The 24421-nt window shown below is 42.0% G+C and carries 24 protein-coding genes; 5 read left to right on the forward strand and 19 right to left on the reverse strand.

What is annotated here, in order from left to right; all coding sequences use genetic code 11:
• Window positions 1-56: 56 nt before the first annotated feature.
• The 4 genes from AB4114_RS21250 to AB4114_RS21265 are packed head-to-tail and all read right to left on the reverse strand — an operon-like array spanning window position 57 to window position 2616.
• Window positions 57-749: a DUF4386 domain-containing protein gene (locus tag AB4114_RS21250; RefSeq protein WP_441990238.1), complete on the reverse strand. Its 693-nt coding sequence runs from the start codon at window positions 747-749 to the stop codon at window positions 57-59.
• Between the two features lie 54 nt (window positions 750-803).
• The gene (locus AB4114_RS21255; RefSeq protein WP_441990239.1) at window positions 804-1493 is read right to left on the reverse strand and encodes an ATP-binding cassette domain-containing protein; all 690 of its coding nucleotides are present in this window, start codon (window positions 1491-1493) and stop codon (window positions 804-806) included.
• A 1-nt stretch (window position 1494) separates the two neighbouring features.
• Complete coding sequence (locus tag AB4114_RS21260; protein ID WP_441990240.1) at window positions 1495-1872, reverse strand: GntR family transcriptional regulator; 378 nt, start codon at window positions 1870-1872, stop codon at window positions 1495-1497.
• A 3-nt stretch (window positions 1873-1875) separates the two neighbouring features.
• Entirely contained in the window at window positions 1876-2616 is a 741-nt protein-coding gene (locus tag AB4114_RS21265; RefSeq protein WP_441990241.1) for a hypothetical protein, read from the reverse strand.
• Window positions 2617-2798: 182 nt separating this feature from the next.
• Between AB4114_RS21265 and AB4114_RS21270 the strand changes: the two genes are divergently transcribed.
• A complete protein-coding gene (locus AB4114_RS21270) occupies window positions 2799-3821 on the forward strand; it encodes an ATP-binding cassette domain-containing protein (protein WP_441990242.1) in 1023 nt (340 codons plus the stop codon).
• Entirely contained in the window at window positions 3818-4630 is an 813-nt protein-coding gene (locus AB4114_RS21275; protein WP_441990243.1) for an ABC transporter permease, read from the forward strand. Before AB4114_RS21270 ends, AB4114_RS21275 begins: the two co-directional genes overlap by 4 nt.
• 57 nt (window positions 4631-4687) lie before the next feature.
• Here the strand turns inward: AB4114_RS21275 and AB4114_RS21280 are convergent, their stop codons facing one another.
• Both AB4114_RS21280 and AB4114_RS21285 read right to left on the reverse strand, forming a co-directional pair.
• The gene (locus AB4114_RS21280; protein ID WP_441990244.1) at window positions 4688-5659 is read right to left on the reverse strand and encodes an NAD(P)-dependent alcohol dehydrogenase; all 972 of its coding nucleotides are present in this window, start codon (window positions 5657-5659) and stop codon (window positions 4688-4690) included.
• A gap of 46 nt (window positions 5660-5705) precedes the next feature.
• The gene (locus AB4114_RS21285; protein ID WP_441990245.1) at window positions 5706-7004 is read right to left on the reverse strand and encodes a DUF4309 domain-containing protein; all 1299 of its coding nucleotides are present in this window, start codon (window positions 7002-7004) and stop codon (window positions 5706-5708) included.
• A 288-nt stretch (window positions 7005-7292) separates the two neighbouring features.
• Between AB4114_RS21285 and AB4114_RS21290 the strand changes: the two genes are divergently transcribed.
• Together AB4114_RS21290 and AB4114_RS21295 are read left to right on the forward strand one after the other, a co-directional pair.
• Entirely contained in the window at window positions 7293-7826 is a 534-nt protein-coding gene (locus AB4114_RS21290) for a DUF2569 domain-containing protein (protein ID WP_441990246.1), read from the forward strand.
• A 259-nt stretch (window positions 7827-8085) separates the two neighbouring features.
• Complete coding sequence (locus tag AB4114_RS21295) at window positions 8086-8490, forward strand: CBS domain-containing protein (protein WP_057310047.1); 405 nt, start codon at window positions 8086-8088, stop codon at window positions 8488-8490.
• A gap of 76 nt (window positions 8491-8566) precedes the next feature.
• Here AB4114_RS21295 and AB4114_RS21300 read toward each other — a convergent pair whose 3' ends face one another.
• Entirely contained in the window at window positions 8567-9070 is a 504-nt protein-coding gene (locus AB4114_RS21300) for a hypothetical protein (RefSeq protein WP_441990247.1), read from the reverse strand.
• A 354-nt stretch (window positions 9071-9424) separates the two neighbouring features.
• The gene (locus AB4114_RS21305) at window positions 9425-10222 is read right to left on the reverse strand and encodes an adenylyl-sulfate kinase (protein WP_441990248.1); all 798 of its coding nucleotides are present in this window, start codon (window positions 10220-10222) and stop codon (window positions 9425-9427) included.
• Window positions 10223-10434: 212 nt separating this feature from the next.
• Here AB4114_RS21305 and AB4114_RS21310 point away from each other — a divergent pair, with 212 nt between their 5' ends.
• The gene (locus tag AB4114_RS21310) at window positions 10435-10908 is read left to right on the forward strand and encodes a DUF2975 domain-containing protein (protein ID WP_441990249.1); all 474 of its coding nucleotides are present in this window, start codon (window positions 10435-10437) and stop codon (window positions 10906-10908) included.
• A gap of 25 nt (window positions 10909-10933) precedes the next feature.
• Here the strand turns inward: AB4114_RS21310 and AB4114_RS21315 are convergent, their stop codons facing one another.
• The 11 genes from AB4114_RS21315 to AB4114_RS21365 form a co-directional block, all read right to left on the reverse strand.
• On the reverse strand, window positions 10934-12172 hold the full coding sequence (locus tag AB4114_RS21315; RefSeq protein ID WP_441990250.1) for an ankyrin repeat domain-containing protein: 1239 nt from the start codon (window positions 12170-12172) through the stop codon (window positions 10934-10936).
• Between the two features lie 203 nt (window positions 12173-12375).
• On the reverse strand, window positions 12376-13719 hold the full coding sequence (locus tag AB4114_RS21320) for a sugar phosphate nucleotidyltransferase (RefSeq protein WP_441990251.1): 1344 nt from the start codon (window positions 13717-13719) through the stop codon (window positions 12376-12378).
• A 39-nt stretch (window positions 13720-13758) separates the two neighbouring features.
• Complete coding sequence (locus tag AB4114_RS21325) at window positions 13759-14874, reverse strand: glycosyltransferase family 4 protein (RefSeq protein WP_441990252.1); 1116 nt, start codon at window positions 14872-14874, stop codon at window positions 13759-13761.
• On the reverse strand, window positions 14871-15695 hold the full coding sequence (locus AB4114_RS21330) for a DUF6492 family protein (RefSeq protein ID WP_441990253.1): 825 nt from the start codon (window positions 15693-15695) through the stop codon (window positions 14871-14873). Before AB4114_RS21330 ends, AB4114_RS21325 begins: the two co-directional genes overlap by 4 nt.
• A 136-nt stretch (window positions 15696-15831) precedes the next feature.
• Window positions 15832-16923: a toxic anion resistance protein gene (locus tag AB4114_RS21335; RefSeq protein ID WP_441990254.1), complete on the reverse strand. Its 1092-nt coding sequence runs from the start codon at window positions 16921-16923 to the stop codon at window positions 15832-15834.
• 13 nt (window positions 16924-16936) lie between these two features.
• Window positions 16937-17596 (reverse strand): hypothetical protein, encoded by a 660-nt coding sequence (locus AB4114_RS21340; RefSeq protein WP_441990255.1) that lies wholly within the window; start codon window positions 17594-17596, stop codon window positions 16937-16939.
• A gap of 144 nt (window positions 17597-17740) precedes the next feature.
• On the reverse strand, window positions 17741-18526 hold the full coding sequence (locus AB4114_RS21345; protein ID WP_436239559.1) for a carbohydrate ABC transporter permease: 786 nt from the start codon (window positions 18524-18526) through the stop codon (window positions 17741-17743).
• 164 nt (window positions 18527-18690) lie between these two features.
• Complete coding sequence (locus AB4114_RS21350; RefSeq protein ID WP_441990256.1) at window positions 18691-19572, reverse strand: carbohydrate ABC transporter permease; 882 nt, start codon at window positions 19570-19572, stop codon at window positions 18691-18693.
• Window positions 19573-19638: 66 nt separating this feature from the next.
• Window positions 19639-20970 (reverse strand): ABC transporter substrate-binding protein, encoded by a 1332-nt coding sequence (locus AB4114_RS21355; protein ID WP_441990257.1) that lies wholly within the window; start codon window positions 20968-20970, stop codon window positions 19639-19641.
• 129 nt (window positions 20971-21099) lie between these two features.
• Entirely contained in the window at window positions 21100-22560 is a 1461-nt protein-coding gene (locus AB4114_RS21360) for a helix-turn-helix domain-containing protein (RefSeq protein ID WP_441990258.1), read from the reverse strand.
• On the reverse strand, window positions 22538-24328 hold the full coding sequence (locus AB4114_RS21365; RefSeq protein WP_441990259.1) for a cache domain-containing sensor histidine kinase: 1791 nt from the start codon (window positions 24326-24328) through the stop codon (window positions 22538-22540). The genes AB4114_RS21360 and AB4114_RS21365 overlap by 23 nt, the downstream gene beginning before the upstream one ends.
• Window positions 24329-24421: the final 93 nt, after the last annotated feature.

Here is a 24421-nt window from a genome sequence, read left to right on the forward strand (position 1 = left end):
TGTTGCATGAATTCATCATAGCACATTAGGATTTACCAATTCGAAGGAAAGGATAACTATAGATAAATTCTCCTGTCTGGCGCATTAAATCCTTTAACTAACAGCCATACAGCTAATGTCATTTCATACGCAGCCACAGGAATCGCCAAGACAGCTCCCCACGTCGAAAGCTGTGTGATGATACTGAAGATTTCTAGCAAAGCAGCAATGAAAATAAGCGTTGCACCTGTAAGACCCATATAGGAAATAAATCGCGGAACGAGTTTGGACTTATAAAGTAAATAACTGCACATCATAGTATTAATGCCAAGCAGGAAATTCGGTCCAAGCAAAAACGTCCAGTCATGAATAGCAATCAACAACGTGCCGGAAGGTTGAAACGAAGATTCATTTGGCGAAACTGTATTTACGAATTCCTGACTTAATGTCAATAAGGATAGCATGCTGATGATACCAATCGTAATCACGATGGCTTCCAGGAAACGGAAGCAGACATATCCTAGGGCGATGCTTTCATTATGTTTGCGTAGTAATGGAAATAGTAGAATCGACGTGCCAATCGCGGATACGACAAGTATTAGCTCAAAAATAGCGCCTAGTTTAATTTGATTAGCATGTTCTGCGCCCTGGATCAGATAATTTGCATCATTTAGAAGCGGATTATATAAAATAAGACCAATAATGGACGTTAGCGCCGCAACGATAAAAAGTATACCAACCATGATGGCTGTTCCACGATTTACATTCATTTCATTTCCACCCTTCGTGTATCAAGATTTGAGTACTGGCCGACCCAATTGCATTTAGACATACGCCTTTTTCATCCAATCCGTAATACCAACACCTTCCGATTCATATAGCTCCTCTACAAAAGCCATTCGAAGTATGGAACCATCCTTGATCGCAATGAAGCTATCGAGTAAGGATTCAATTTCCGTAATCTCATGGCTCGTCATAATGAGTGACTGCTTTTCCAAATCCAAATAGGAAATCATTCCTTTCACAATTGCGTCTCGCACCATAGGGTCAAGGCCTGACAAGGGCTCATCCATCAGAATATACGGAACTTCTCTGGCCAAAGTTAACATGATTTTTAAGCGTCCTCGATTTCCTTTGGATAGGTTTTTTATTATCATCTGCGGTTCTAGCCGCATGAAATTCATGATTTCTATCGCTTTTCCCATGTTAAAATCGGCAAACTGCGAAGCGTGAAATTTCATTGCTTCACCTACTGTGAAGAACGAATAATACGCACCCAGCTCGGATAAATAGGATACAACATGGCTAATTCGTCGGTCGACTTTCTGCCCTAGTACGGTGACATTCCCGTTCGTGGGATGCGCTAACCCGGAAATTAGCTTTAAAATCGTAGACTTTCCACTGCCATTCTCTCCAACGATACCAATTATTTTTCCGATAGGAAGCGAAAAGGTAAGGTTAGTGAGCACGGTCTGTTTCACATACTTTTTAGAAACATTCGTAAATTGAATCATCTTATTCATCTCCTTTATCCCTATTTTTCAAATGATCCTGAACTCCTGAGATAATTTCATTTGAGCTGAAACCCATTTCTTGCATAACCTGGACAAAGGTTAGGATCTGTTCATTTTTCAAATTTTCCCTTTGTTGAGTTAGATGCCCCTCTTTCTCCGTAACAAAAGTGCCATGACCTCTTCTCGTTTCCAAAATACCTTCACGCTCCAACTCGCTATACGTACGCTGAATGGTGTTTGGGTTTACGCTATATATTAGCCCCATATCCCGAACTGAAGGCAGCTTCTCACCTAATTTCAATTCGTTACTTACAATCTGTCGTTTAATTCGATCCGCTAGCTGGAGATAAATTGGTTTTGAAGCATTAAATTCTTCCATTCCTTACACCTCAATTTTGTTGTCTATGATCCATGCTGTCAGTGCGAATAAGCCAATGATGATAAGGAAGTTATAGACATATTCACCTGCATACGTTTGTATCGGCGATATTGCAAATGAAGGAAAGTGATATGTGATGCCTCCCCATTTTGTCAAAACACGATAGAGTGCGGTATTTTCAAATAGGGTATTCATCCAACTTGGTACAATAACAGCAGCAATGAGGAAAAACCAACTATAGCGCCCGATTTTATTTTTGAGGTAATAGTATAAAGCCCAGAGTAGGATTACCCATATCCCAATAAGGATAGAAATCATAATCGTATGAAGAAAGATAAGTAGTCCTGAATACCATGTATCTGTCCAATACTTTTCAATTAATCTGAACTTAGGAATGATTAACAGGCCAGACATTAGATATAACATCAATAATGAAATAACATTCATAATTAAACTATTACCAAGCTTACTAAGCATCAATATCGATGCAGGTCGTTGATTATGCAGCCACAAATGAAGCTGATTGGCCTCTGTTTTTAAACTGATCAATAGTGTGATCGGCATATATAAAACGTGAAAAATAACTGCCGCAACGAGGGGCAAGAATATAAATAAGGTATTCTCTGCTATCATCCCCAGATATAGCGTCAGTATTATTATGAGTGCATTCATGACAAGTCCTATTAAAAAAACGGACCTTATTAACCTAAAATCCTTTAAAAATAATGCTTTGTACACTCTCATTCTAATCGCTCCTTTAGCATCGTAAAGATGTCACCTCAAACTAAAATTGTATTAATGTCATAGTACACTAATTCATTGCTACATGTAAATAGACAAATCAATAATTACATACATTTGTTTACATTCAGTTTAAATATGTAGGTTACAATCACGTCATCAATTGTTATCTAGGAGGAATTACTTTGGATTCTTTGCAAAGAAAAGGAAAAGCGCAATATGGCGATTGGGCCGTTGAAGCGCAAGGACTTGTCAAAACTTTTGGAGAAAATCGCGCGGTAGATGGTGTGAATTTGAATGTGAAGGCGGGAACGATTTATGGGGTTCTAGGCCCGAATGGTGCTGGTAAAACGACGACAATCAATATGCTGGCAACCCTTCTTAAACCTGATGCAGGTTCAGCCAAAATCTTCGGCTACGATGTTGTGAAAGAGTCACAGATCGTTCGTCAATTGATCGGGGTGACCGGACAATACGCATCCGTCGATGAATCGTTAAGCGCAACGGAGAACTTAATCATTTTCTCACGTCTTCTCGGGCTAAGCCGTAAAGAAGCACGCCAAAAGTCAGAGGAATTACTCGAAGAATTCGGGTTAACCGAAGCTGCTAAGCGTCCGTTGAAGAATTTCTCTGGTGGGATGAGACGTCGTCTAGATCTCGCCGCGAGTCTTATTGCGCAGCCTCCACTCATCTTCTTAGACGAACCGACGACGGGGTTAGATCCACGTACACGTTCCCAGATGTGGGATACAATCCGCCGACTAGTCGACACCGGATCAACGATATTGCTTACAACGCAATACCTAGATGAGGCAGACCAACTCGCTGACCGAATCGCCGTCATCGATCGTGGGCGCGTCGTCGCCGAAGGAACTGTAGATGAACTTAAAGCTTCTGTCGGTACCTCATCCTTGCAGCTTAGTGTTCAAAATCCATCCGATATTGAACAAGCTCGCAGAACAGTTGAGCAAGTTCTCAAAGTAGCTTCAACTGTTGTTGCTGGCAAGATATCCGCTCCGATGGCGAACGCTGATCGAGTAACGGATCTACTTATCTCCCTGCGTGAATCAGGCATTCACTTAGCTGAGATGAGTGTACAGAAGCCGACGTTGGATGAAGTGTTTTTAACCATTACAGGTCATGGCGTACAAGAGAACAATGCAGAGACACCTACTGCAACAAGTAATAAACAGGAGGCAAGAGTATGAGTACATCGATTAAACCCGTTTCGGAACGGCATCTGAAAAACCACACAAGCTTCCGCCAGTCCATACGTAATTCGCTTACGATGGCCTATCGGGGTTTGCTGAAGATCCGACGTACACCAGAGCAATTGTTCGATGTCACGCTTCAACCGATCATTTTCACACTGATGTTTACTTATATTTTCGGTGGAGCCATCTCAGGTGATGTCGTAAGTTATTTACCCGTTATTATTCCAGGTATTCTTGTACAGACTGTGATAACGACCTCCATCGTGACCGGCGTTCAGCTGCGAGAAGACATGGATAAAGGCGTCTTCGACCGATTCAAATCATTGCCAATCGCACGTATAGCCCCGCTTGCTGGCGCCTTGTTGGCCGATACCATCCGGTATACCATTGCAACGGTACTAACGTTCTCCATGGGATTCATCATGGGATACCGACCTGAAGGCGGCTTGGCCAATGTTGCGATCGCTGCCTTGCTTGTCATTTTCTGCTCATGGGCGATTAGCTGGATTTTTGCTTTCTTTGGCGTCATTGCTCGCACAGCATCCAGTGTTCAAGGGATCTCAATGCTGGTCCTGTTTCCGCTAACGTTCTTATCTAACGCTTTCGTACCGGTTGATACGATGCCTAACTGGCTTCAATGGTTTGTTAAAATCAATCCGATCTCACACCTCGTCTCTGCCGTTCGTCAGCTTGCGAATCAAGGTACGGTAGGCTGGGATCTCACCATTTCACTGTTCGGAGCTATCGTCATTGTGGCTATCTTTGCACCGATTACGGTTATTGCTTATATGCGCCGTACGTAGCATTCCAATAGAAAAAGGCTGTTCTCAAGTAGGATATCTACTGAGATCAGCCTTTTTTCATCGTACACGAATCATAACTTTCCCGATGTGCTGCCCTTCACCGAAGTAACTAAAGGCTTCTGCAACATGAGCTAACGGAAATTGGCGATAGATGACAGGTACTATTTTCCCTGCCTCCCAAAGCGCCATCAATTCATTTTGATCCGCAGGATTTGGTTTGTGCATTAAGAGCCCCATTCTCTTCGTTCCTATCCATGAGATCAGGGGTCCAAGAAACATCATTTGAAAAATCCGAGGCATCGTGCCTCCCACCATCACATACTGACCATTTGCGTTTAAGGCACGTTTACAGTCGAATATCGACCGATTACCCATGACATCAAGAATAAAGTCATACTTTTCACCACTTGTGGTGTAATCCTTTTTTCTATAATCCATGACGTAGTCCGCTCCAAGCGCTTGGAGTTTTGGCAACTTAGATGCACTGTCGACCGCTGTCACTTCTGCTCCAAATAATTTGGCTAGTTGAATCGCGAATGTTCCAACACCCCCACCCGCGCCATTGATTAATACCTTATCGCCTTTTTGTATAACTCCTTTGCCGCGTAAACCTTGAAAGGCGAGGACTGCGGCTTGGGGGATAGCCGCGGCATCTTCAAAGGTTATATGGGCTGGTTTCTTTGACAAAGCCAATTCTGACGCACACACATACTCCGCAAATCCGCCCCAACTACAGCCTGAAATATCTCCGAATACGTCGTCTCCAGGAACAAACTGCTTTACTGCTTTGCCAACCGCTTCAACACGCCCTGCAATATCTGCTCCGAGTATGGCGAATTTGGGCTTACGAACGCCGCCTATTCGCACTAGGAACGGCGTACCTCGCAGCAAATCCCAATCCCATGAATTAATGGATGCCGCAGCATGTACGTTAATCAATACTTCATGATCTTTTGGCTGCGGCTTTTCCACTTCTGTATAAATCAGTTCATTCGGACTGCCATATTTCTTGTAGACAACCGCCTTCAAAACTAATCCCCCTCCACGGTTTCCAACTCCATGCATTTCAGATCAGCTACTCTTTCTTTTTCAACATCACGGATTCAACTTGCCCATCTTTGGTCGTAGCGTTGACATACAATTCATAGTCACCAGCTTGGTACAATAAGCTCCAAATACCATCTACCCCATTCGTTTCACTTGTTGGGTTTCCCAACGCCTTCTTGATTTGAGGCAGTGTGTACGGCACGGAAGCGCCCAGAATCCGTATGGCACCGATCTTCTGATCTGGCGGCCAGAAGTATAATTGATAATTATACCATTGTTGGTATTCTACTTGCCTTGAGCCGATTTCATGAGGCTTCCCCCATTTTGCTATTACTTCAGCTTCTGTAGCACCGATGCCATATTCGATTCCTCGAAGTTTCCCCATAGCAGCTAGCTCCATGAATTTCTGATCCAAAACAATACTCTCCTTCAAATGTGAGAGCGTTCCCTCATCTCCAGGAACAGGCTCCTTCCCCCCTACAAGCGGGAAATTGGAGTAGGTATTCTGAAAGATAACGTCCCTAATACCTGGTCCTTTTAATTCCAACAACAAATAATCATTGATGAGATCCTTATTACTATTCGCGGCATATTGATATGACTGATAGGAAATATACACTTCTCCGGCCGATAGCATGACCTCCTCCAACTCTACAGAATCAGAATAAGACGAGGATGACTTGATCAATGCATATGTGCGATCACCAAAAGTACGATACTCTTTTTTCCACTCCGGCTGTTTCAATAATGATTGTGCCCACTCCTTTACATCGCCAGATGCTCCTGCTAGTGGAACCGATGTATAGATCTCATTCATTTGATTCTCTTGTGGCATATAATCCATAAAACCACTTATAATCCAAATCCCATCATGAGAATAATCTTTTTTCATATAGACCATGTAGGCACGTTGATCACTAGTTGTTAGGAGAACAGAACGGGGATTTACCGATTTACTGATCGTTTGAAAAGAAGTGATTTCTTGCTTTAATCTTGACTGGATAAACTTTTGCAGGACCTTGCTATAATCTTTATTTTCTTGATTTGCCTGAAGCTCTTTTAACTGCGCTTCCGTATATTCGTAACCTTCCGTACTATCATGAACTCTTGATAATATGCGCAATAAGGTGTCTCTATCCATTAAATTCGCACTTATCTGTGCAACGTTTGGCGTAGCTGTGCTCTCTACTTTAAGAGAAGGATTTGGTTCCATGGTTAGCTCAGTATCTGGCTTTATAGTGAGTCTTTCGATCGAATAACCACACCCTAAACCTACGATCAACACACATATAAGGATCGCTACATATTTTGGGGTCATTAGATTCATTTCTCACTCCTCATGGTTATATTCATTCTACAGTGTTTCGCCAACCGCCATTTTCTCATCTAATCCCTCCAGCTCACTCCTATTCAATTAGACGTGAGCTGCATAGGAATGTTCTGTGTGAAATGGGGTTTTTGGTAATTTATTTACAATTTTTATCGACAAATTCTTTATGCTATTTACGAATTGGAATGGAGGATTAATATGACACATGCCGAATACATTAAATAGTTCTGAAACATCCATGTTTTGTAAATCCTCCTAAAATTGGAGAAGAAACTAGGTGTCTTAATGGTCAATCCGGATAATGAATTAGCTTTGAAAACAGAGAATCTGATACCCTCTGGAAATGAGCCGCCACAAATCGAGCATGCTCATTTACGCGGATTTGGAGGTTGGTTATATGTTGTTTCCATAGGTTTGTTACTAACCTTAGGGGACGCATTAATCTACATAATTAATACGTTATTACCTATTTACACTGATGGACTTATCACCGAATTGTATAAAGATGATTGGAAATACGGATTAATGATCATTTATGAAACTGTTACCTATTCTTTATATGTTGTGTTCCCTATTGTCTTAGGCTATCTAGGATGGAAAAAAATGAGGCGAGTAAGAACGTTGGCCATTATTTTCTATTTAGTTAGTTTCGTATTTAATGTCATTTACTATTTTATTTCGAATTCAATCGTCGGGCTAGCGACACCTGAGTTTATGAATGAACAGGGTAGAAATATTGTAAAATCCTTGATTACTTGTTTGATTTGGATACCCTACTTTATTAATTCGAAAAGAGTTAAGTATACATTTGTAAATTGAGTTAGCGATCATCAACAAAATATGAACGACGATGCGGGGTTGTCCATCGAAGTAGAAACAACTACTTCTGGGTAGCCCCTTCCCATTTTTGCATTTTATTACCCATAATTTGACTCAAATCGAAGGACTCTAATGTTACAAAAAATCAAATATTGTCCTATTTCCATTTATTACACGAGTCAATTGTGCACTCTTTCGGTCGGATTTATGGTTTAATTAAATAGTGAAAGTAATTCGGGATGAAAAGGAGCGAAACAAAGTGGAAATTAAATCGTTTTTACTACCTAAAGACAAAGTATCTTACCTGACGACATCGGCTTCGATGAAAGAAGCGATAGAACGGCTGGAAGCCTGCCATTATACAGCGATTCCAATTATCGATGAGGAAGGGAAATATGTGGGCACTTTATCCGAAGGAGATTTATTATGGAAACTAAAGTGCACGCCCGGCCTGTCCTTCGTTAACATGGATGAAGTATCTGTAACCAACATTCGAAAACGAATTTATAACGAGTGCGTCGCCATTGATGCACATATGGAAGATATGTTAGCACTAGCTGCTGACCAGAACTTTGTTCCCGTTGTAGATAAGGATCGCGTTTTCCTAGGTATCATTCGACGTAAGGACATTATTGAATACTATACGAGAAATATTACGGATTAATCGGTGACACCAAAAAGCAGAGGATACGAGCAGGGGCTCCCCTTCCAATCCTCTGCTTTTTCTATTAGTATACGGACTAACTAGTTCTTCGCTTCCCCCACGGTTTAAACACGGATAGTTGATACATCGCGAGTAATGAGAGTAACTGAAGTCCTATGCCTATAAATAACCATAGCATGTTGGAAACGTAGGCACCTTGGTTCGCACTCTCTCCTCCAACTTCAGTTAACATGGATATTGCTTTCAATGTCCAAATGTACATACCAATGGGACCTACGATAACCGCGACAACCGTAAGCACTTCTTTGACGATGATCCAATAGTATTTCACCAAACCCCAGTGAGTCCCCAGCGATAATAGCACCCCTGTCACGATGGTCCCGATCACGGATACTCGTACTGAAGTTCCGGCTAATACGTGCATGGCTTTGTAACACGAGAGTATTAACACCGAATCACTTGTGCTCGCAACGGTAATGCTAAGTATGAGAAACGTCACACTTGTCCCTAACATGATGGCTGCGAATAAGATATGTAAGCTTAGCATCCATTTTTTCTGTTTCATAGTAAAATTTTTCATCTCGTGAGAATCTCCCTTGATATCTTCTTACCTTTAAGATAATCAATTGAAGTAAACTCCTTCTAAAGCAATTCTTAAATATTCATAAACTGGTCCTGTACATTCAACTTATCGGCGCAGTTTGCGTGACGGTTCCATTCAACCAATTTGAAGTTAATTTGTAAGGCGGAAACAACTTTACTAATACACAGAATATCCAGGAGAACACAATCTAGACATCCATATTTTGAATAAAATCCAAATAATTAAATTTCATTGCATATTTATCTATGATTAGGTATTGCATTATTCTAGTAAGACAAATAGAAGCACTGCCCGCGGCAGTGCTTCTTAGGATTTTTGGAATGGAATTGTCTACTCGCTCGTCTGTACGGCCTCCACCATTTTATTAAAGACCGCTTCCCAGTCAAGGTTTTCATTTTCAAATGTATAGGTTGGAAATGGCAGCATTTCAAGTAGCCCCAATTCGATCCGTTTACGGTTTTCCATAAACCTAATATTTTGCTCTGTGGCAAAGTTTGGTCTTGAACGGATGGAAGAAATCCAAACCTGCTGCTCCCTCACATTCGGATGAGTTAAATACATCACGATGGGATTCAAAGCAATTATCTGATCAGCGATTCCTTGAATATGCTCCTCGATCAGGTGATCAACTGCTTGATAATGACCCAATAAATCATGAATCTGATGCTGAAAAAAAACAGCTTCTAACACATATACCTCATCTGAATTAGAGGCATGCTCAGCGAAATGTGACCAATGATGCTGAATCGAAAATGTAAACTCTTCTAGCGTGGCAACAGGCGAATCCGTCCAACATAGCTCACGGGACTTCAACTCTGCATAAAGCTCAACCAACTCGCTATTTCCCTTGAATTCACGATAAGGAATCAGATAATTGATACCATTATTAATGGCCCAAGAACGGATTTCATCAGCAATGTCTGGATACCTCATCAGAAGTTCCTTATATTCCTCTTCGCGAAAGAATGCGTGCCAATTCAGACTCGTCGGATGTCCAATTGCTCCCTCATCATAGAATCGAGAGGGAATGCCTTGCTGAACGAGGTAGTCATTTAATTTTTCAGCTAATGTCGATTTGCCAGTGCCGCACAAACCTTCAACTAAGATCAATTTGCAATTCTTTCGCATGTGATTTGCTCCTAAATTCCCCCGACTTCCAATCAACTTCTATTACAAACTATAGCCTATTATTTAGAAATAGGAAATGCTTTTTATTTTTCGCAAATTAAAATGATACTTCAATAACAACAATTATGTAATAACAAACAATACATATTTATTGTAAAACGATAAGACCTATGATAAGATCATGTTGTCATTAAACAAGTGAGGTGTATAATATGAATGTTAAACGAGGTTCAACTACTTTCTTAAAGGTAATTATTTTTCTGGCTGGAATTGCAGTGCTTGCTTTATGTATCTGGTTGCCTCAGATAGCTGTTAAAGATGCAAGAGTACATCCAGATACGGCTTACTTCGTGATCCCCTTTCTAGTATGTACATACGGCTTCTGTATTGCGTTTTCTGTTGCGTTGTATCAAGCGTATAAACTATTAACCTACATCGAGAAGAACAATGCTTTCTCAGAACTATCCTTTAAATCTTTGCAGATTATAAAGAAATGTGCATTTGCAGTTATCATCCTCATTTTAATAGGAATAGTAAGCTTAAGGGTGCTTGCTAAAGTTACAGTTAGTGATGATGCAGCGGGTCCTACATCCTTATGTCTAATGGGTATTTTAGCAACGAGTATCTTCGCAGCCATTGTGGACGCAATTCAAAAACCATTAATAAATGCCCCAGATATAAAGTGAAAAAATAATTAAAGGATTGTATGACTTATTCTAAAAGCTTAACAATTTCATCCCTCATTTTTTCATCTACAATGTTCTTTGCTTTATCAAGTGGTGTAACACCATTCTTGTCTATCGCCTGTGGGTTCGCTCCTTTACTCAACAACAATCGGAGTACATCGAAGTTTCCTTCCATGGTATTTTGATTAAATTCCACGGCGTAAGAGAGAACTGTATTGCCCTTCTCGTCGGCTGCATTGACATCTGCATCGGCATTAATCAACATTTCAACCATCGTGTACACACCCTGAATAGAGTCAAGGCCATAGGGATTAACTGCCCTCATTAGAGGTGACAGTCCTGACCAATTACTTTTTACTATCTGATTGGGATCTGCACCGTGCTCGAGCAGCAACTGAACAATTTGCCGAGATTGTGGCATAGTCATACTTAGAGCTGCTAACAGCGGTGTTTCGCCATCTGAGTTAGTAGCGTTCACATCAGCTTTATGCGCTATAAGATTTTTTACAATTTGGACGCTCTCATCGATCAATCCCGAATTGGCAAAAGGATGAAGCGCCGCAAGCAGAGCCCCTCTGCCTAAATTTGGATCAGCCCCCAATGCAAGCATCTTGTTAACCAAGCCAAGCTGTTTCTTACTTGATAGCTGCATTAGCGGTGTCATTCCATTTGCACTTACATTCACCTTGGCCCCAGCATCCAAAAGACTTCCCACTAGATCAATGGATCGTTCTGCAGCATAATGCAGCGGTGTGTAACCATTGGACTCATCAACGATATTGAGATCAACTTGCTTTTGAATCAATAGTTCTACTAAATAGGCAACGTGCGGATTACCTTGAAACATATGAGCCATTTTAAAAATCTGAATAAAGACCGAGTTAAGTTCGGTTGGAGGTATCGCATCGATTTGCTTTTTAGTTTCATCCAGTTCCCCTTTCTCTGTCGTTTTCAATAATTGAAGGGCAGTCATCTCTATGCGTGATTGCAACTGCTCAGTTGGTGTGCCGTACTTTATGGATATTTGCTTATCCGCCTCATTGAACTCTACGTGAGCTCTCATACTTTCAGCTACGAAACGGATAGGTACATAAGCATGTCCATTGTAATTCAAAACGGTGTACTCACTATCCAATTGTTTAGTAACCCCATTAAAAAGAAACTCCACCTGGTACTTCATTGCTTGAATAGCATCTGAAGCATATACAGCAGTAGAAAAAGTAATACCAGCACCCAAAACCATTCCAAACACTATTTTTTTCAATGAACATTTCTCCCTTTTACATAAAGTAGCATCCGTTTTGGATATCAAGCGATTTCCACTCTTATTAAGTTCTCCTGATTATTCCCAGATCCTTCCTGAGTTTATTAACATAAAGAGACCCACAGCAACGAGCTGAGGGTCTAAGCTTATTTTTAATATCAATAGACATTCAATCGAATTTTCCCATCCATCATTGGTATTTACTACCATATATCTGAAAATCGAGTGATATCTTCTTGTGACAGTTCCTTGCCCAACAAGACTTCCATGAATTCAAGATTAGTAACTGCCTTGATACCATGCTTAATACCAGCAGGAATTAGCAGAACATCACCTGCCATCAGTCTAACCAGTTTATCCTCAATAAGAATTTCTGCAATGCCGGAAAGAATGGTTAGGCTTTCTTGCCGATTCTCATGCTGGTGATAACTGGTCATCTTCTCATGGGCAAGCTTCACAAGTTTAAGCATACCCTCTGCTCCGTGTTCATCTTCCTTCCAATATTTCAAAATTTGATAAGAGCCCCACCTTTTCTCCACGTACATCGGAATCTGGGTGACTTGTGCTAGCCTTTCCTTAATTAAATGGGCTTTCTCCTTGTTTGCAATTAAGATTCCGTCTGAATTTGCTGCGACAACGAGATCCGATACACCAATGACTTCAATGGGATAAGGTAGTTCGTTGATAAGATGTGTATTTACGGTATCAGCTGAGATCCTACCTGGTCCAATAACGTTTTGCTCACAATGAAGGGTTAACGCCTTCCATGTGCCCACATCCTGCCATAAACCTTCATACCTTATAACCACAGCGTTTTGACTATGCTCAACGACTTCGCGATCAAAGCTTGTATTGGCAAGCTGTTCATACTTAGCCAGCCATGAATCAACTAGTGCTGGTTCCCCTTTGTCCTTTAAATAGGTCAGCATGTACCTTAATGGAAATGCGAATATGCCACAATTCCATAAAGCATGATGCTCCATTAATTGAGCGGCATCATGCTCATTCGGCTTTTCGATGAAGTGATCGATATATGCGAATTCTTCGCTCACTTTGGGGAGAACTGGAACAATATAACCGAATTGATCAGAAGGCATCGTCGGGTTGGTTCCAAGTAGAGCTAGATCAGCTTTAGATTCTGAAATAACCTCAGGAAAGCGATGAAGTAACTGGAAAAATGCGGAGTCTGCATAAGTGTCCACTGGGAGAATACAGATCGTTTCATCCAAATCAACTAGCATTCTCTCATGCAAATAAGTGACAGCTAAAGCTATTGCTGCATATGTCCCCCTTTTAAATGGTTCACTTAGGATAGGAATGTGTTCGCCAACATACGTACGAGTTATCTCTACCTGACTGTGATGCGTAACGATACATGTGGACGGCAGTAAGCCTACCTCATCTAATTGTCTGCATATTCGTTCAATCATCGATTCTCTAGCCCCATTTGTGGATTTCAAAAGCTTAAGAAACACCTTAGAGCGAATCTCGTTGGATAAAGGCCATAGCCTTTTTCCTGATCCACCGCACAGTAGTACAATACGCAAGCCAATTCCTCCTTTCCTGGGGGACATCAATCTTCATCCTTATTTCTTGGATTGAATGACCTTTTCAACCACATGCTTCATCAGCCTCCCTGCACGTGACCAAGTCAAATGAAGGACATCCAATCGTCCCTGACTTCCCTTACGCTTACATAATTCGGGATTCTCGTAGGCTTTCCTCATATTCATTCGTAAACTTTGATGATCAGGTTCAGCCCACAGCTGCCCCTTCTCAGCAAACAGGTATCTAAATGAGCGCGATATGGCATGTGAACTATTCATGCTAATGGACGGATTCTTCAGTTGATAGGGAATGAGAAACGAGTTATTGTTCGTTAGGAAATCCATTTGCCCCCCCCAAGCAGTCGTGATGACTGGGATGCCACTGGCTAGTGCTTCTAGAAATGGGAGTCCTACCCCCTCACCTCGCGAAGGAAGGACGAAGGCATCTCCAAGTGTATATAGTCCTTTTAGCTGCTGTTCGCTTAATCGTCTGCCTATTATGACAACGGGCGCTGTATTTTTTTTTATGCCCAACCTCTTTTTGTACTGCCATATTTGTCGCTGAATCCATTTTTCATTCTCATAGGGCTCATAGCCGTTCGTTTTGATCACAAGAATTACGTTATCTTCGGGGGAAAACTCTTCCCAGTACGCACGCAGCAAACCTTCGGGGTTTTTACGATGTTGAAAGCCAAATACAGACACGAAAGTGAACCTGCCTGCAGCACGCGGCAATACAAACTTCGGATTGCTTGGTTTAAATACCTTCGTATCTACACCATGCGGAACAATGTAAATCGGGACTGTAACCCCGCTGTTCTGAAGTGCACGCTTATTATGTTGCGTAGGAACACAGACTGCATCAAATTTGTTCATATGAGAAAGCCATTTGTTTGGCGTTTTGCTGGTTTCCCAAACGGTATTTAAAATGATGGGATCATATAGACTTCGTTCATGACCCCAATGAATATGGTTCGGAACACCGTGATAGATAAGCACTCTCTTGCCTTTGGAAGGTTTTTTACCAACGCTTAAATGACCAAACCTAACATCAACGCCTTTCCGTTTCAAGGAAGCAGCGTAGGTTCTACTTGCATGACCAAGACCACTAGCTTTGCCTACAGGTCCCTTCCAGATAACAACATAGGGCTTCATCTCGCCACTAACCTAACCGTTTTAACATATCCCTTGCGTTTATGCAGAGAAATAGATCTATATCTTTTAGCCAAGGAAGACATCCTAGATTGTGTAATTTGGGCATTGTTCAAATGTAAGCTTTTATTCATTGCAGGCTTCAAAATCATCTTATGCGCAGACGATGAATAAAGAAAATTACCATATGTTTCGAACTCCGAAAAGGCAAACTGCTTGGATCTGTTCATACTTTTCATAATGGCGGAATACCAGGATCTCTTATGTTTGGACTCAATGGTTTGTTTCAGATGCTTAACTTTAGATTTCTCGAACAACATGTAATGGGTAACGAAAGACAATCGAGCCGATCGATTTCTGCCCATCAATTTTCTATACGTATTAAAATATTCGCCCTGACTCCAGTTCCGGCAATAAAATACCGTCTTGTTGCCAATCTTGAAAACATGGGGTCGTATGAGCACGGTATCTGCATCAATGACCATATAATAGTTGGATGTGCACAAAGTATCTCCGTTCAATTTAAGTAACTGTTGATACAGCCATCCCGTCCGATCCCACGTTTTCGATTGGTAATGGATATCCTTTTTCGTGATAGGGAGAACGGTATCTTCGTGAACGAATCGGCACCCTTTTCTCTCACATAGATCGAGTATCCGTTGTTTCCACGGAGCTACAATGATAATTTCACCAATCGGATGCTTGACATATTTTCTTACCGCGTCAATGACCAGGGGGAGCGTCCCCAAATCTTTCTCAATCGCTGGGATTAGCACATCAATTTGAGGAGTCTTGCTATTCCCCTCTTTAATTTGCATGAACATTTAATCATCTCCATTTTTCGAACATATGAAATATCATATGTCAGGAGAATGAAATGGCATGGGTTAAGTGGCATGAGGCAAGCACAAAAAAGCTGCCAAGGATTACATCCCTGACAGCCAATTCTATTTCTATGATTTATTCCAAAAGTCCACTTAATTCGGACGCTTTGATTTCTGCATTCGTTTTATTCCCAGGCGTTAAGCCAAGTCTTTGCGTCATTTGCTGGCTGATGTTACCAAGCCGTTGCGTGTGCTCCGTAGCCGATTGAATGATTGTCCGATTGGACTGTTCAAATAAATCCAAAGCGGCGAAAAGGTCTGTCATGCCTCGCTCGATCGAATCCATTTGCAAGCCTGGTTTCCCCAGCAGCTCATTCGTTCGTTGCGTTGTTTCTTTCAACAGCCGCGAATTTTCCTCAAACATTTTATTCAATGTCGAGTTCGCGGAATTGACCGCATCAATCGTTTGAACTTGATCTTCAATGGCCATCGAGATCATCGCAGAGACTGTCAACAGGTTCTGTGTTTTATCAATCGTCGCATCAACGGCATCAATCAGCTTATCGTTGTTGTCGTTAATGATATCTGTTCCTGCAATCGCTTGTTGATACAGAATGACCATCTCTTGAAAGGACTGAATCCGGGTCACGACCTTACGAAGTCCTCTCTCCAAATGTGTTTTACGATGCTCATTCTCGGGCTTGGCTATTTCAACTTCGAAAAGCTGCTTTAAATTCTCGCCCATCGCAATTCGCATTTGCAAATTATAGACAGACTCAATTGAATTTTTCTTCAACGTCTTCATATACGCCATGTTCTCTTCTAGCGTTTCCTTCCCGTTACGAAGGGATTGTACAATGGCATTTACATTTGTTTTCACGGACTGATATTTATAAATATAGTTCTTAAGCGGTGTCTTCTTCATCATCTTCTCAAAAAAGCCAAGCTGCTTGCTCTTGCTCAACGAATCAATTTCGCCGCGCAGTTTCAGAATGTTGTTTTGGACCTCTGAGCGTTTACCCGACATCAATTCATTCACTGGGCGCTCTAGCATCGCTAGAGATTGTCCAGCCTGTTCCATCGTTTTAGATCCCATACGTCCAATCGAATCCATTAGCGTTTCTAATTCCATCGTATCGGTCGCCGAAACCTTCTCGAGTAACTGTTTGGCTTCTTGCTCTACTTTCTGCAAATCGGTCGATTTTAACTGCACCAATTGGGTTGTCATGTTCCATGCCTCCTTAGTCTGTTGAACGATAGCGCTGTTGGATTAATTCCATGCGTGTCTGCAATTCAATTAAGTCTTTTTGTTCGATCGTTTCTACATAGTCAGTGAGCTTAGAATTAATATCCTTGATTCCTGTAAGAAGAAGTCGACGATTCAATCGTTTGGCTTCCCCGCCTAACTTCAGAAAGGGATTAATCGCACCATTTAAATCCTTAAAGATCAGTCTTTGTATGTTATGATTCATATTTGCATCATTTAACTCTTTTAATTGCGGAATCAACCGACCTACCCGAGAGAGTAAGCTAAGTGTCTTTTCGACAATTTCATCATCTACGGTATTCTTCTGCCCCTCCGAGATCATCGTCTCTTCAATCACATGGATATACTCGGCAATCGGTCCCCAGAAAGGATCACTTTCAGCTTGGATTTCAGTATCGCTAGTAGCATTGGGAATCGGCGCAGTCGTTGTATTCGCAGCATGTTCGCTTATAGGTACGTTAGTCGTTGTTCCCTTAATAGCTTTAGAAGAACGTTGGAGCACAAGAATAGTTCCAAATGTTACCGCTGCTGGTACTAGTAAATTAATGGCTTCCGGTAAGAAACTAGTTGTTATGAGACTGACGACATATCCTGCAAGAGAGATGCCTGCTGCGACTTTGAATTGCTTTTGCATGAATCTTCACACCCCTGTCCCATCGTGTTACCCACTAAAATCATATCTCCCCTAGCGATTGATGTCAATTTAAAGCAGGCAAAAAGCCAGATAAACGCAACATGCGTCCACTGGCTTTATCGGTTTTGATGTACTTATAGCTGATTAACCTTTCACAGCTGTATTGGAAATCCCTTGAATGATGAACTTCTGCCCCAGCATGAAAACGAGAATCATCGGTAGAATGGCTGCACTCGCCGCAGCCATCATGCCATTGTAATCGACATTAAATTCCATAATGAAATTCTGCAAACCCAATGGAATGGTATATAACTTACGATCTGTCAGAAACACGAGAGCGTTCTCATAATCGTTCCAATGCCAAGAGAAATCGATGATTGCTAACGTAGCCATTGCCGGTTTAGCTAAAGGAAGCATCAGTTGAAGAAATATGCGATAATGACCGGCTCCATCCATGAAGGCCGATTCTGAGATTTCGGATGGAATCCGAATGAAAAACTGTCTCATTAAAAATACACCGAAAATAGAAATCATGCCAGGCAGAATAAGTGCCCAAAGCGTATTATAGATACCCACCCATTCAAACATAATGAATTTCGGGACGAACAAAACCTGAGGTGGAATCATCATCATCGATAAGTAGATGAGAAACAATGTATCTCTGCCTTTGAACGTAATTCTGGCGAAGCTGTAGGCAGCCAATGACGAGAGTAATGTCGCGCCAATTGTACAGACTACCGCTACCTTAATGGAGTTCATATAGTAAGTTGCAAAGCCCATGCTGCCTGTCCAAACTCGGATATGATGCTCCATATTAAAATGGGAAGGAATCCAGCGGATGGGGTATTCAAATACTTCAGCCGGCGATTTAAAAGACGTACTGATCATCCAAATGAATGGCATAATCATAGCCAGACCAAGGATAAACATGATCAGTGTCGTTCCTACTTTGATTAGGGTTGGGAGCGGAAACCGCCTCTTGGTTCGAGCTTTTGCACTTGCCCTAATGTCTGATTGCACAGTAGCCATAGAGGTTACCTCCTACTCAATTATTCGCCGATGAATCGGCTATCTTTAACATGATGTCTACTATTTTAATAATGAACCCATTTCTTTTGCCCAAACCATTGAACGAATGTAATCGCCGCAATAATTAAGAACAAAACCCAAGATATCGTAGATGCGTAGCCCATTTCATAATAGCCGAACGCATTTTTGTAGACGAATAGAGATAAAATTGTCGTACTATTCCCAGGACCACCCTGTGTAATGGCTTGGATCAATCCAAACGATTTGATGGTCATAATTAAACCAGTAATGAGTAGTAAGAACGTCGTCGGGCTGACGATTGGGAAAATGATGGACTTGATTTTTACCCAACCGCTAGCACCATCTACTTTAGCAGCTTCAAGCAGCTCCGGAGATATTTCCTGTAAGGCTGCCAAATAAATAATCATATTATAACCGAGCATGAACCAGATCCAGATGATATCAATAGCCATCATGGACGTTTCCGTTGTAGAAAGCCAACCCGGTGGATTCGACATGCCTATTGCTTTTAACAGTTGATTGATCGGTCCTTCTGAAGGTTGAAACAATAGCATCCATACGAAAGCAACAGCCACACCACTTGTAATGTACGGTAGGAAATACATGGCTCGAAGCAATCCTTTGGCATACACATGCTTGTTCAAGACGAGTGCTACAAGAAACGCAAGCATGATGGAAATGGGTACTGACAGGAGATACCACCCGGTATTTCGGAGTGAAACATAGAAAAGATCGTCATGGAGTAGACGTTTGAAGTTATCAATGCCCACGAAGTGATAATTGGGATTGGCGAATTGATAATTAGTGAAAATGAGGCCGAAAGAGAAAATCGCCGGTACAATAAAAAAGAGGAGAACACCCAGCATGTTTGGTGCAATAAATAAATAGCCGGTTAAACTTTGTCTGGCCATCCAGTTTTTCTTCACATCCGATAACCTCCCTTAGTATGCATACAGGGGAACCAGCCGAAGCCACTCCCCCTGCTTTTCTACTTATTTGGTTGTTTTCATAAATTCATTATGCCGTTTGACCATAGCCGCCAGCGTTGTTGCAGTATCTTGCTTGCCTAAGAAAAACTTCTCATATTCCTCTCTGCGGAGGTCCATGACTTGTTGAGGCTGGTTACGTGTAAACGTTGGCGTCTTGTTCTCGAACAGTACATATTTCAAAGAAGGAATATCATACGTACTCTCATTTTCACCTAAAAGTAACTTCAAAGCATCCTCAACATTCGCATCCTTGGAAGATGGAATTCGTCCGCCGGAAGCAAGTGGCAGTAATCCTCCGTCTGCATACCATTTCAGGAACTTCCATGCTGCATCTTTATTAGCCGTCTTCGCATTGATCGAAACGAAATCACCTAAACCACCACGACCAATGCCATTTTGCTCATTACTATCTAGTCTCGGAACAGGCGCGAATGCAATTTTGAACGTCCTTGGATTATCTTTCAAGTTATTTGAATTCCGGAAAATCCAGGATCCTGCGTTCAGCATGGCGCTCTCACCTTTCAGAAACATCGTTTCTACAGGCATCTTGGTTGTCAACTGTTCGCCAAGCATTGGCGTACTCTTGTCCTTCATCATGGTATTCAAAGTATCTAACCAAGTACCCATTAATGGATTATCCAGATTCGAACTGCCATCTTTCTTCGTGTACCCATCGTGAGTCAATGCGGAATCCAAGGAATCTGGGAATGACTCTAAATGCTGGACTAGTCCAAAGCGCTTATCGGCTTTCAATTTCGTAGCATAATCCTGCATATCCTTCCATGTCCAGGACGTTGGTACTTTAAGTCCCGCCTGATCAAGCATCTCTTTGTTAAACCACACGAAGAACGTACTCTTAACGGTTGGAATACCGTAATATTTACCATTAACTTGCCAATCCTTCGACGTCGAGCCCATCTTCTGTTCAATGTTATAATCGGTATAGCTGCTCATATCCAACGCTACACCAGCATCCACACGCTTCTTCAAGGCTGTGCCTGAATAGTTCACGAATAAATCAACACTTTGACCCGTGAGCAATGCCGTATCTAACTTCAGATTTCCTGCGTCGTCATTCACATAGCGTTCATACTCCACTTGAATGTCTGGGTTTTTCGCATTCCAATTGTCAACCACCGCTTGAGGACCTGATTCTGGCGGAACGCCGCCCCACATTTTCAGCTTTATGACCTTGCCAGTGGCTGCTGCTGTAGTACTAGGGCTAGTAGTACTGGCGCTGCTGGAGGCTGAGTCACCTGATGTATTCCCGCATGCTGTAAGACCTAAAGTAAGAGCTAGTGCACCGAGCATCATTGTGTTCTTTCTCTTTGTCATTTTGGTTTGACCTCCTGCAATTGATTACTTACAGTACTTACTTTATCACCCATTACGAATGCGAATAAGAAACAGAATCCATGATTTCATAGAACAAAAGTCACATTGTCGAAAAATCACGAAAAGTGTTTATGTTCGGTTTCTGAAGCTTGCAGGTGTCCCGCCAGTGAATCGTTTAAAAATTTTAATGAAATAATTATCATTCGCGAACCCAACTCGTTCACCAATTTCACTAATCGTTCGATCCGTTTCGCGCAGCAATCTTTGGGCATGTTCGATTCGAATCTGATGCAAATATTGAATAATACTTACGCCCAGTTTCTTCTTAAATAAACCGCTAACATATTTATCATCCATGCAAACTAGCTTTGCCAAGGTGTCTAATGTAATTTCCTCTACATAGTGTTCATGCAAATAGGAAATGATCTTGTTGATCTCAGGATGATCAGAAATAGGAATGCGAGATGCGCTCAAGTGTTTGAAATGTGATTCCAGACGAGCCAAGAAAACAGATTTAAGACGATGATGGTCGGATGCGAGCAACTCCTCTTCATCAACCGTGCTGAGTTGAGATATTCTCGCACACAAATGGACAATTCTCGCGGCTGCTTGCTTCACTTGCTGCTGCGGAGCATGCTGAACTTCGAATTTCCCCCACAGCTCATTCACTGCTCCAACAACGGCATCCCATCTTAGCTGCTCCAAGTTATGCCAGATTTTATGCTCCAACCCCCACGTATCCGCAGTTTCACGCAGAGGTGTGCCTGCAGAAGTGCATAGTTTCGCACTGCATGTGGGATTGTACCACTCCATATTCAATGCAATTAGAACGCTTTTCCACGTTTCTAGGAGGTGTGCAGTTGGGATTAATTCCGTATAGATTAGGCTAACTGGCAAAGCTTGCTCTGAAGGCATGTAGAACTGCGAATTTGTCGGTAACCACATAAATAGGTAGCTAACCCCGTCTATGGTCAGCAAATGCCAGACGGCTGCAGAGGCCACATCGTTTTCTATTAAATGAAGTGCGAAGAAATCTACTCGTGTGTATGTAGGTCGTCCGTGTTGCACCGCGATGATGCTCAAATCGCGTCCTTGAACACCAGGGATCTCAATCTCGCTTTCCTTGCCTTCCGGGGATTGGGCTCCCCCCACCATTAACTTCCACAATTTACGATACACCGTTTCAGCTTCTCGTATTTCGGCACTTCTACGGTCGATTAGCTCTTTTTCAACCTTACTCATCGTCTCTGCTAATGTCTCATGATCCATATAGAGCTTGAGCATATAACTAGTCGCGCCGAACTCCAGCGCTTGCTGAACGTTTTCGAAATCACTCATAACCGTCAGCATGACGAAACGGCTTGTGAAGCCTTCCCTCCGCGCTTGTTTCAACAAGTCCACGCCATTCATCAGCGGCATGACAATATCTGTGATGACAACGTCCGGTTGGCATTCCCGGATTTTATCCATCGCCTCCAAGCCGTTACCTGCTTCCCCAATGATGGTGAAGCCCATTTCCTTCCAACGCATCGTTTCTTTCACTTTCCGTCGAACGAAAACTTCATCCTCAACGAGTAGAACGGTCCACATGGGGATCACTTCCTTTCTGGTAAGGTGTGGACATGAGGAGCGGAAGCTGGATACGAACCATGCAACCGTGTGATACTGGAACGAACTCAAGACTCGCTTCTTTCTTGAAAAGGAGAGCTAAACGCTCTCTCAAGTTTTGTAAAGCGATGCCGTTATGGTCCTTTTTGGACAACCCTTCGCTATATTCGAGACCGACACCATTATCGACCACCTCAAGGGTAAGTTTAGAGTCTTTCGTGAATACATGGATCGAGATGTGACCTTTCTCTTGGATCTGCGAAATTCCGTGATAAATCGCATTTTCCACGATTGGTTGAAGGCTAAGTTTCGGAACGAGTGCGTATTTCAAGTCATCGGCATACACATAGTCAACTTGAAATTGTTGATCATATCGGAATTGTTGGATATAGACATATCCTCGGACAAGCTCTAGCTCTTGTTCCAAATGGATAAGATCTACATCGAGCTTCAGTCCAGCCTCTGTCAATCTGCCAAACGACACACAAATTTTCGGAATTGCGTTGTCCCCTTTTTCCAATGCCAACCAGCGTATTGTGTTCAATGTATTCAACAAGAAATGAGGATTCATCTGTGAAAGCAGCATTTGGAATCGACTGGCTTCCTTCTGCCGTTCCTCAACCTTTAAGCGTTGTACGAGTCCGTTCATATCAGCAATCATTTGATTAAATGCTTGTACAATGGGTTGGATGTCCCCGCCGTATCTTTGATCAGGGAGTCTTACTTTCAGATCTTTCCGTACGACATCGAGCATTTTAGCTTGAATGAGTCGAAGTGGACGCGTAACCGCGGAAGCGATAAGAAACGTGATGATCATAAAAGCGATTGTGAAAATAATAAGCGTGCCCATATAGGCATTCTGAATCGATCGAAGCTCAGCAAAGAGTACATGGGATGGCACTGTTTTGATTAAATAAGCATGGAAAGAGGGTACAACTGTATAGTTGATAAACGTACTCCCTTGTATGAAAAAGCCGTTACTGGAACCGTCCGTAAGCAACCGATCGATGATCGGTGACTCCAATGCCATGGCTGACTTGTCAGCACCAGAATGTACGATCTCGTTTCCTCTTTGATCAATCAAATAATACTGCTCGGAAGTTGGACTTCCGTTCGTAGCTGATTTAAACCAACTTTCGTAGTCCACCGCGATGTGGATGATTGCTCGAATGGTGCCATCTGCATCCCTTGTAGGAGTAGAAATAGCTACGAGCTGCGGGCTTTTGTTAACATCAAATAGCACTTCATTGCTTTCCAACTGCCATTGATACGGTGCAGAAGCTGATAAAGCACTTGTAAACCAAGGTTTTGCCCGAATCACTTCATAATCTAAGCGCTGCGCTGGCGGGAATGAAGTATACACGTTACCGAGTAAATCAACAATCGTATAGAAAACGGGTGGACTAGAGATGAAAAGACTATTCGTCACCGAACGAAAACGTTCTTCAATTTTACGCTGATTCACGATTTGATCGACCGCTTCTGGCTGCTTTAACACGGAAATGACGGATGAATCTTGCTCAAACATCGTAATCGTCTTAAACGTTGTGGCGAGCAGACTTTCAAGTGACTCATTCATTTTGTTCATTTGTACGAGGCTTTGTTCACTCGTTTTTTGTTGTAGATTGAGCTTCACTTTTTGGAAATTATAAATATCCAAGACGGAGAATGGCAGAAGAATAAGTACGATGAAAGCCAGAAATAGGCGATTTTTTAATGTTAAAGATGAAAACCAGTTTAGTAACGTCACGTGAATATCCCTCGCTTCGCTGTTCAGTATCAAATATTTTCTTAGTCTACCATACAGGGATCTGGAAAGAGAACAACCCAGAGGACGCCGCAA

Source organism: Paenibacillus sp. 2RAB27 (assembly GCF_052115445.1).
Taxonomy (GTDB): Bacteria; Bacillota; Bacilli; order Paenibacillales; family NBRC-103111; genus Paenibacillus_E.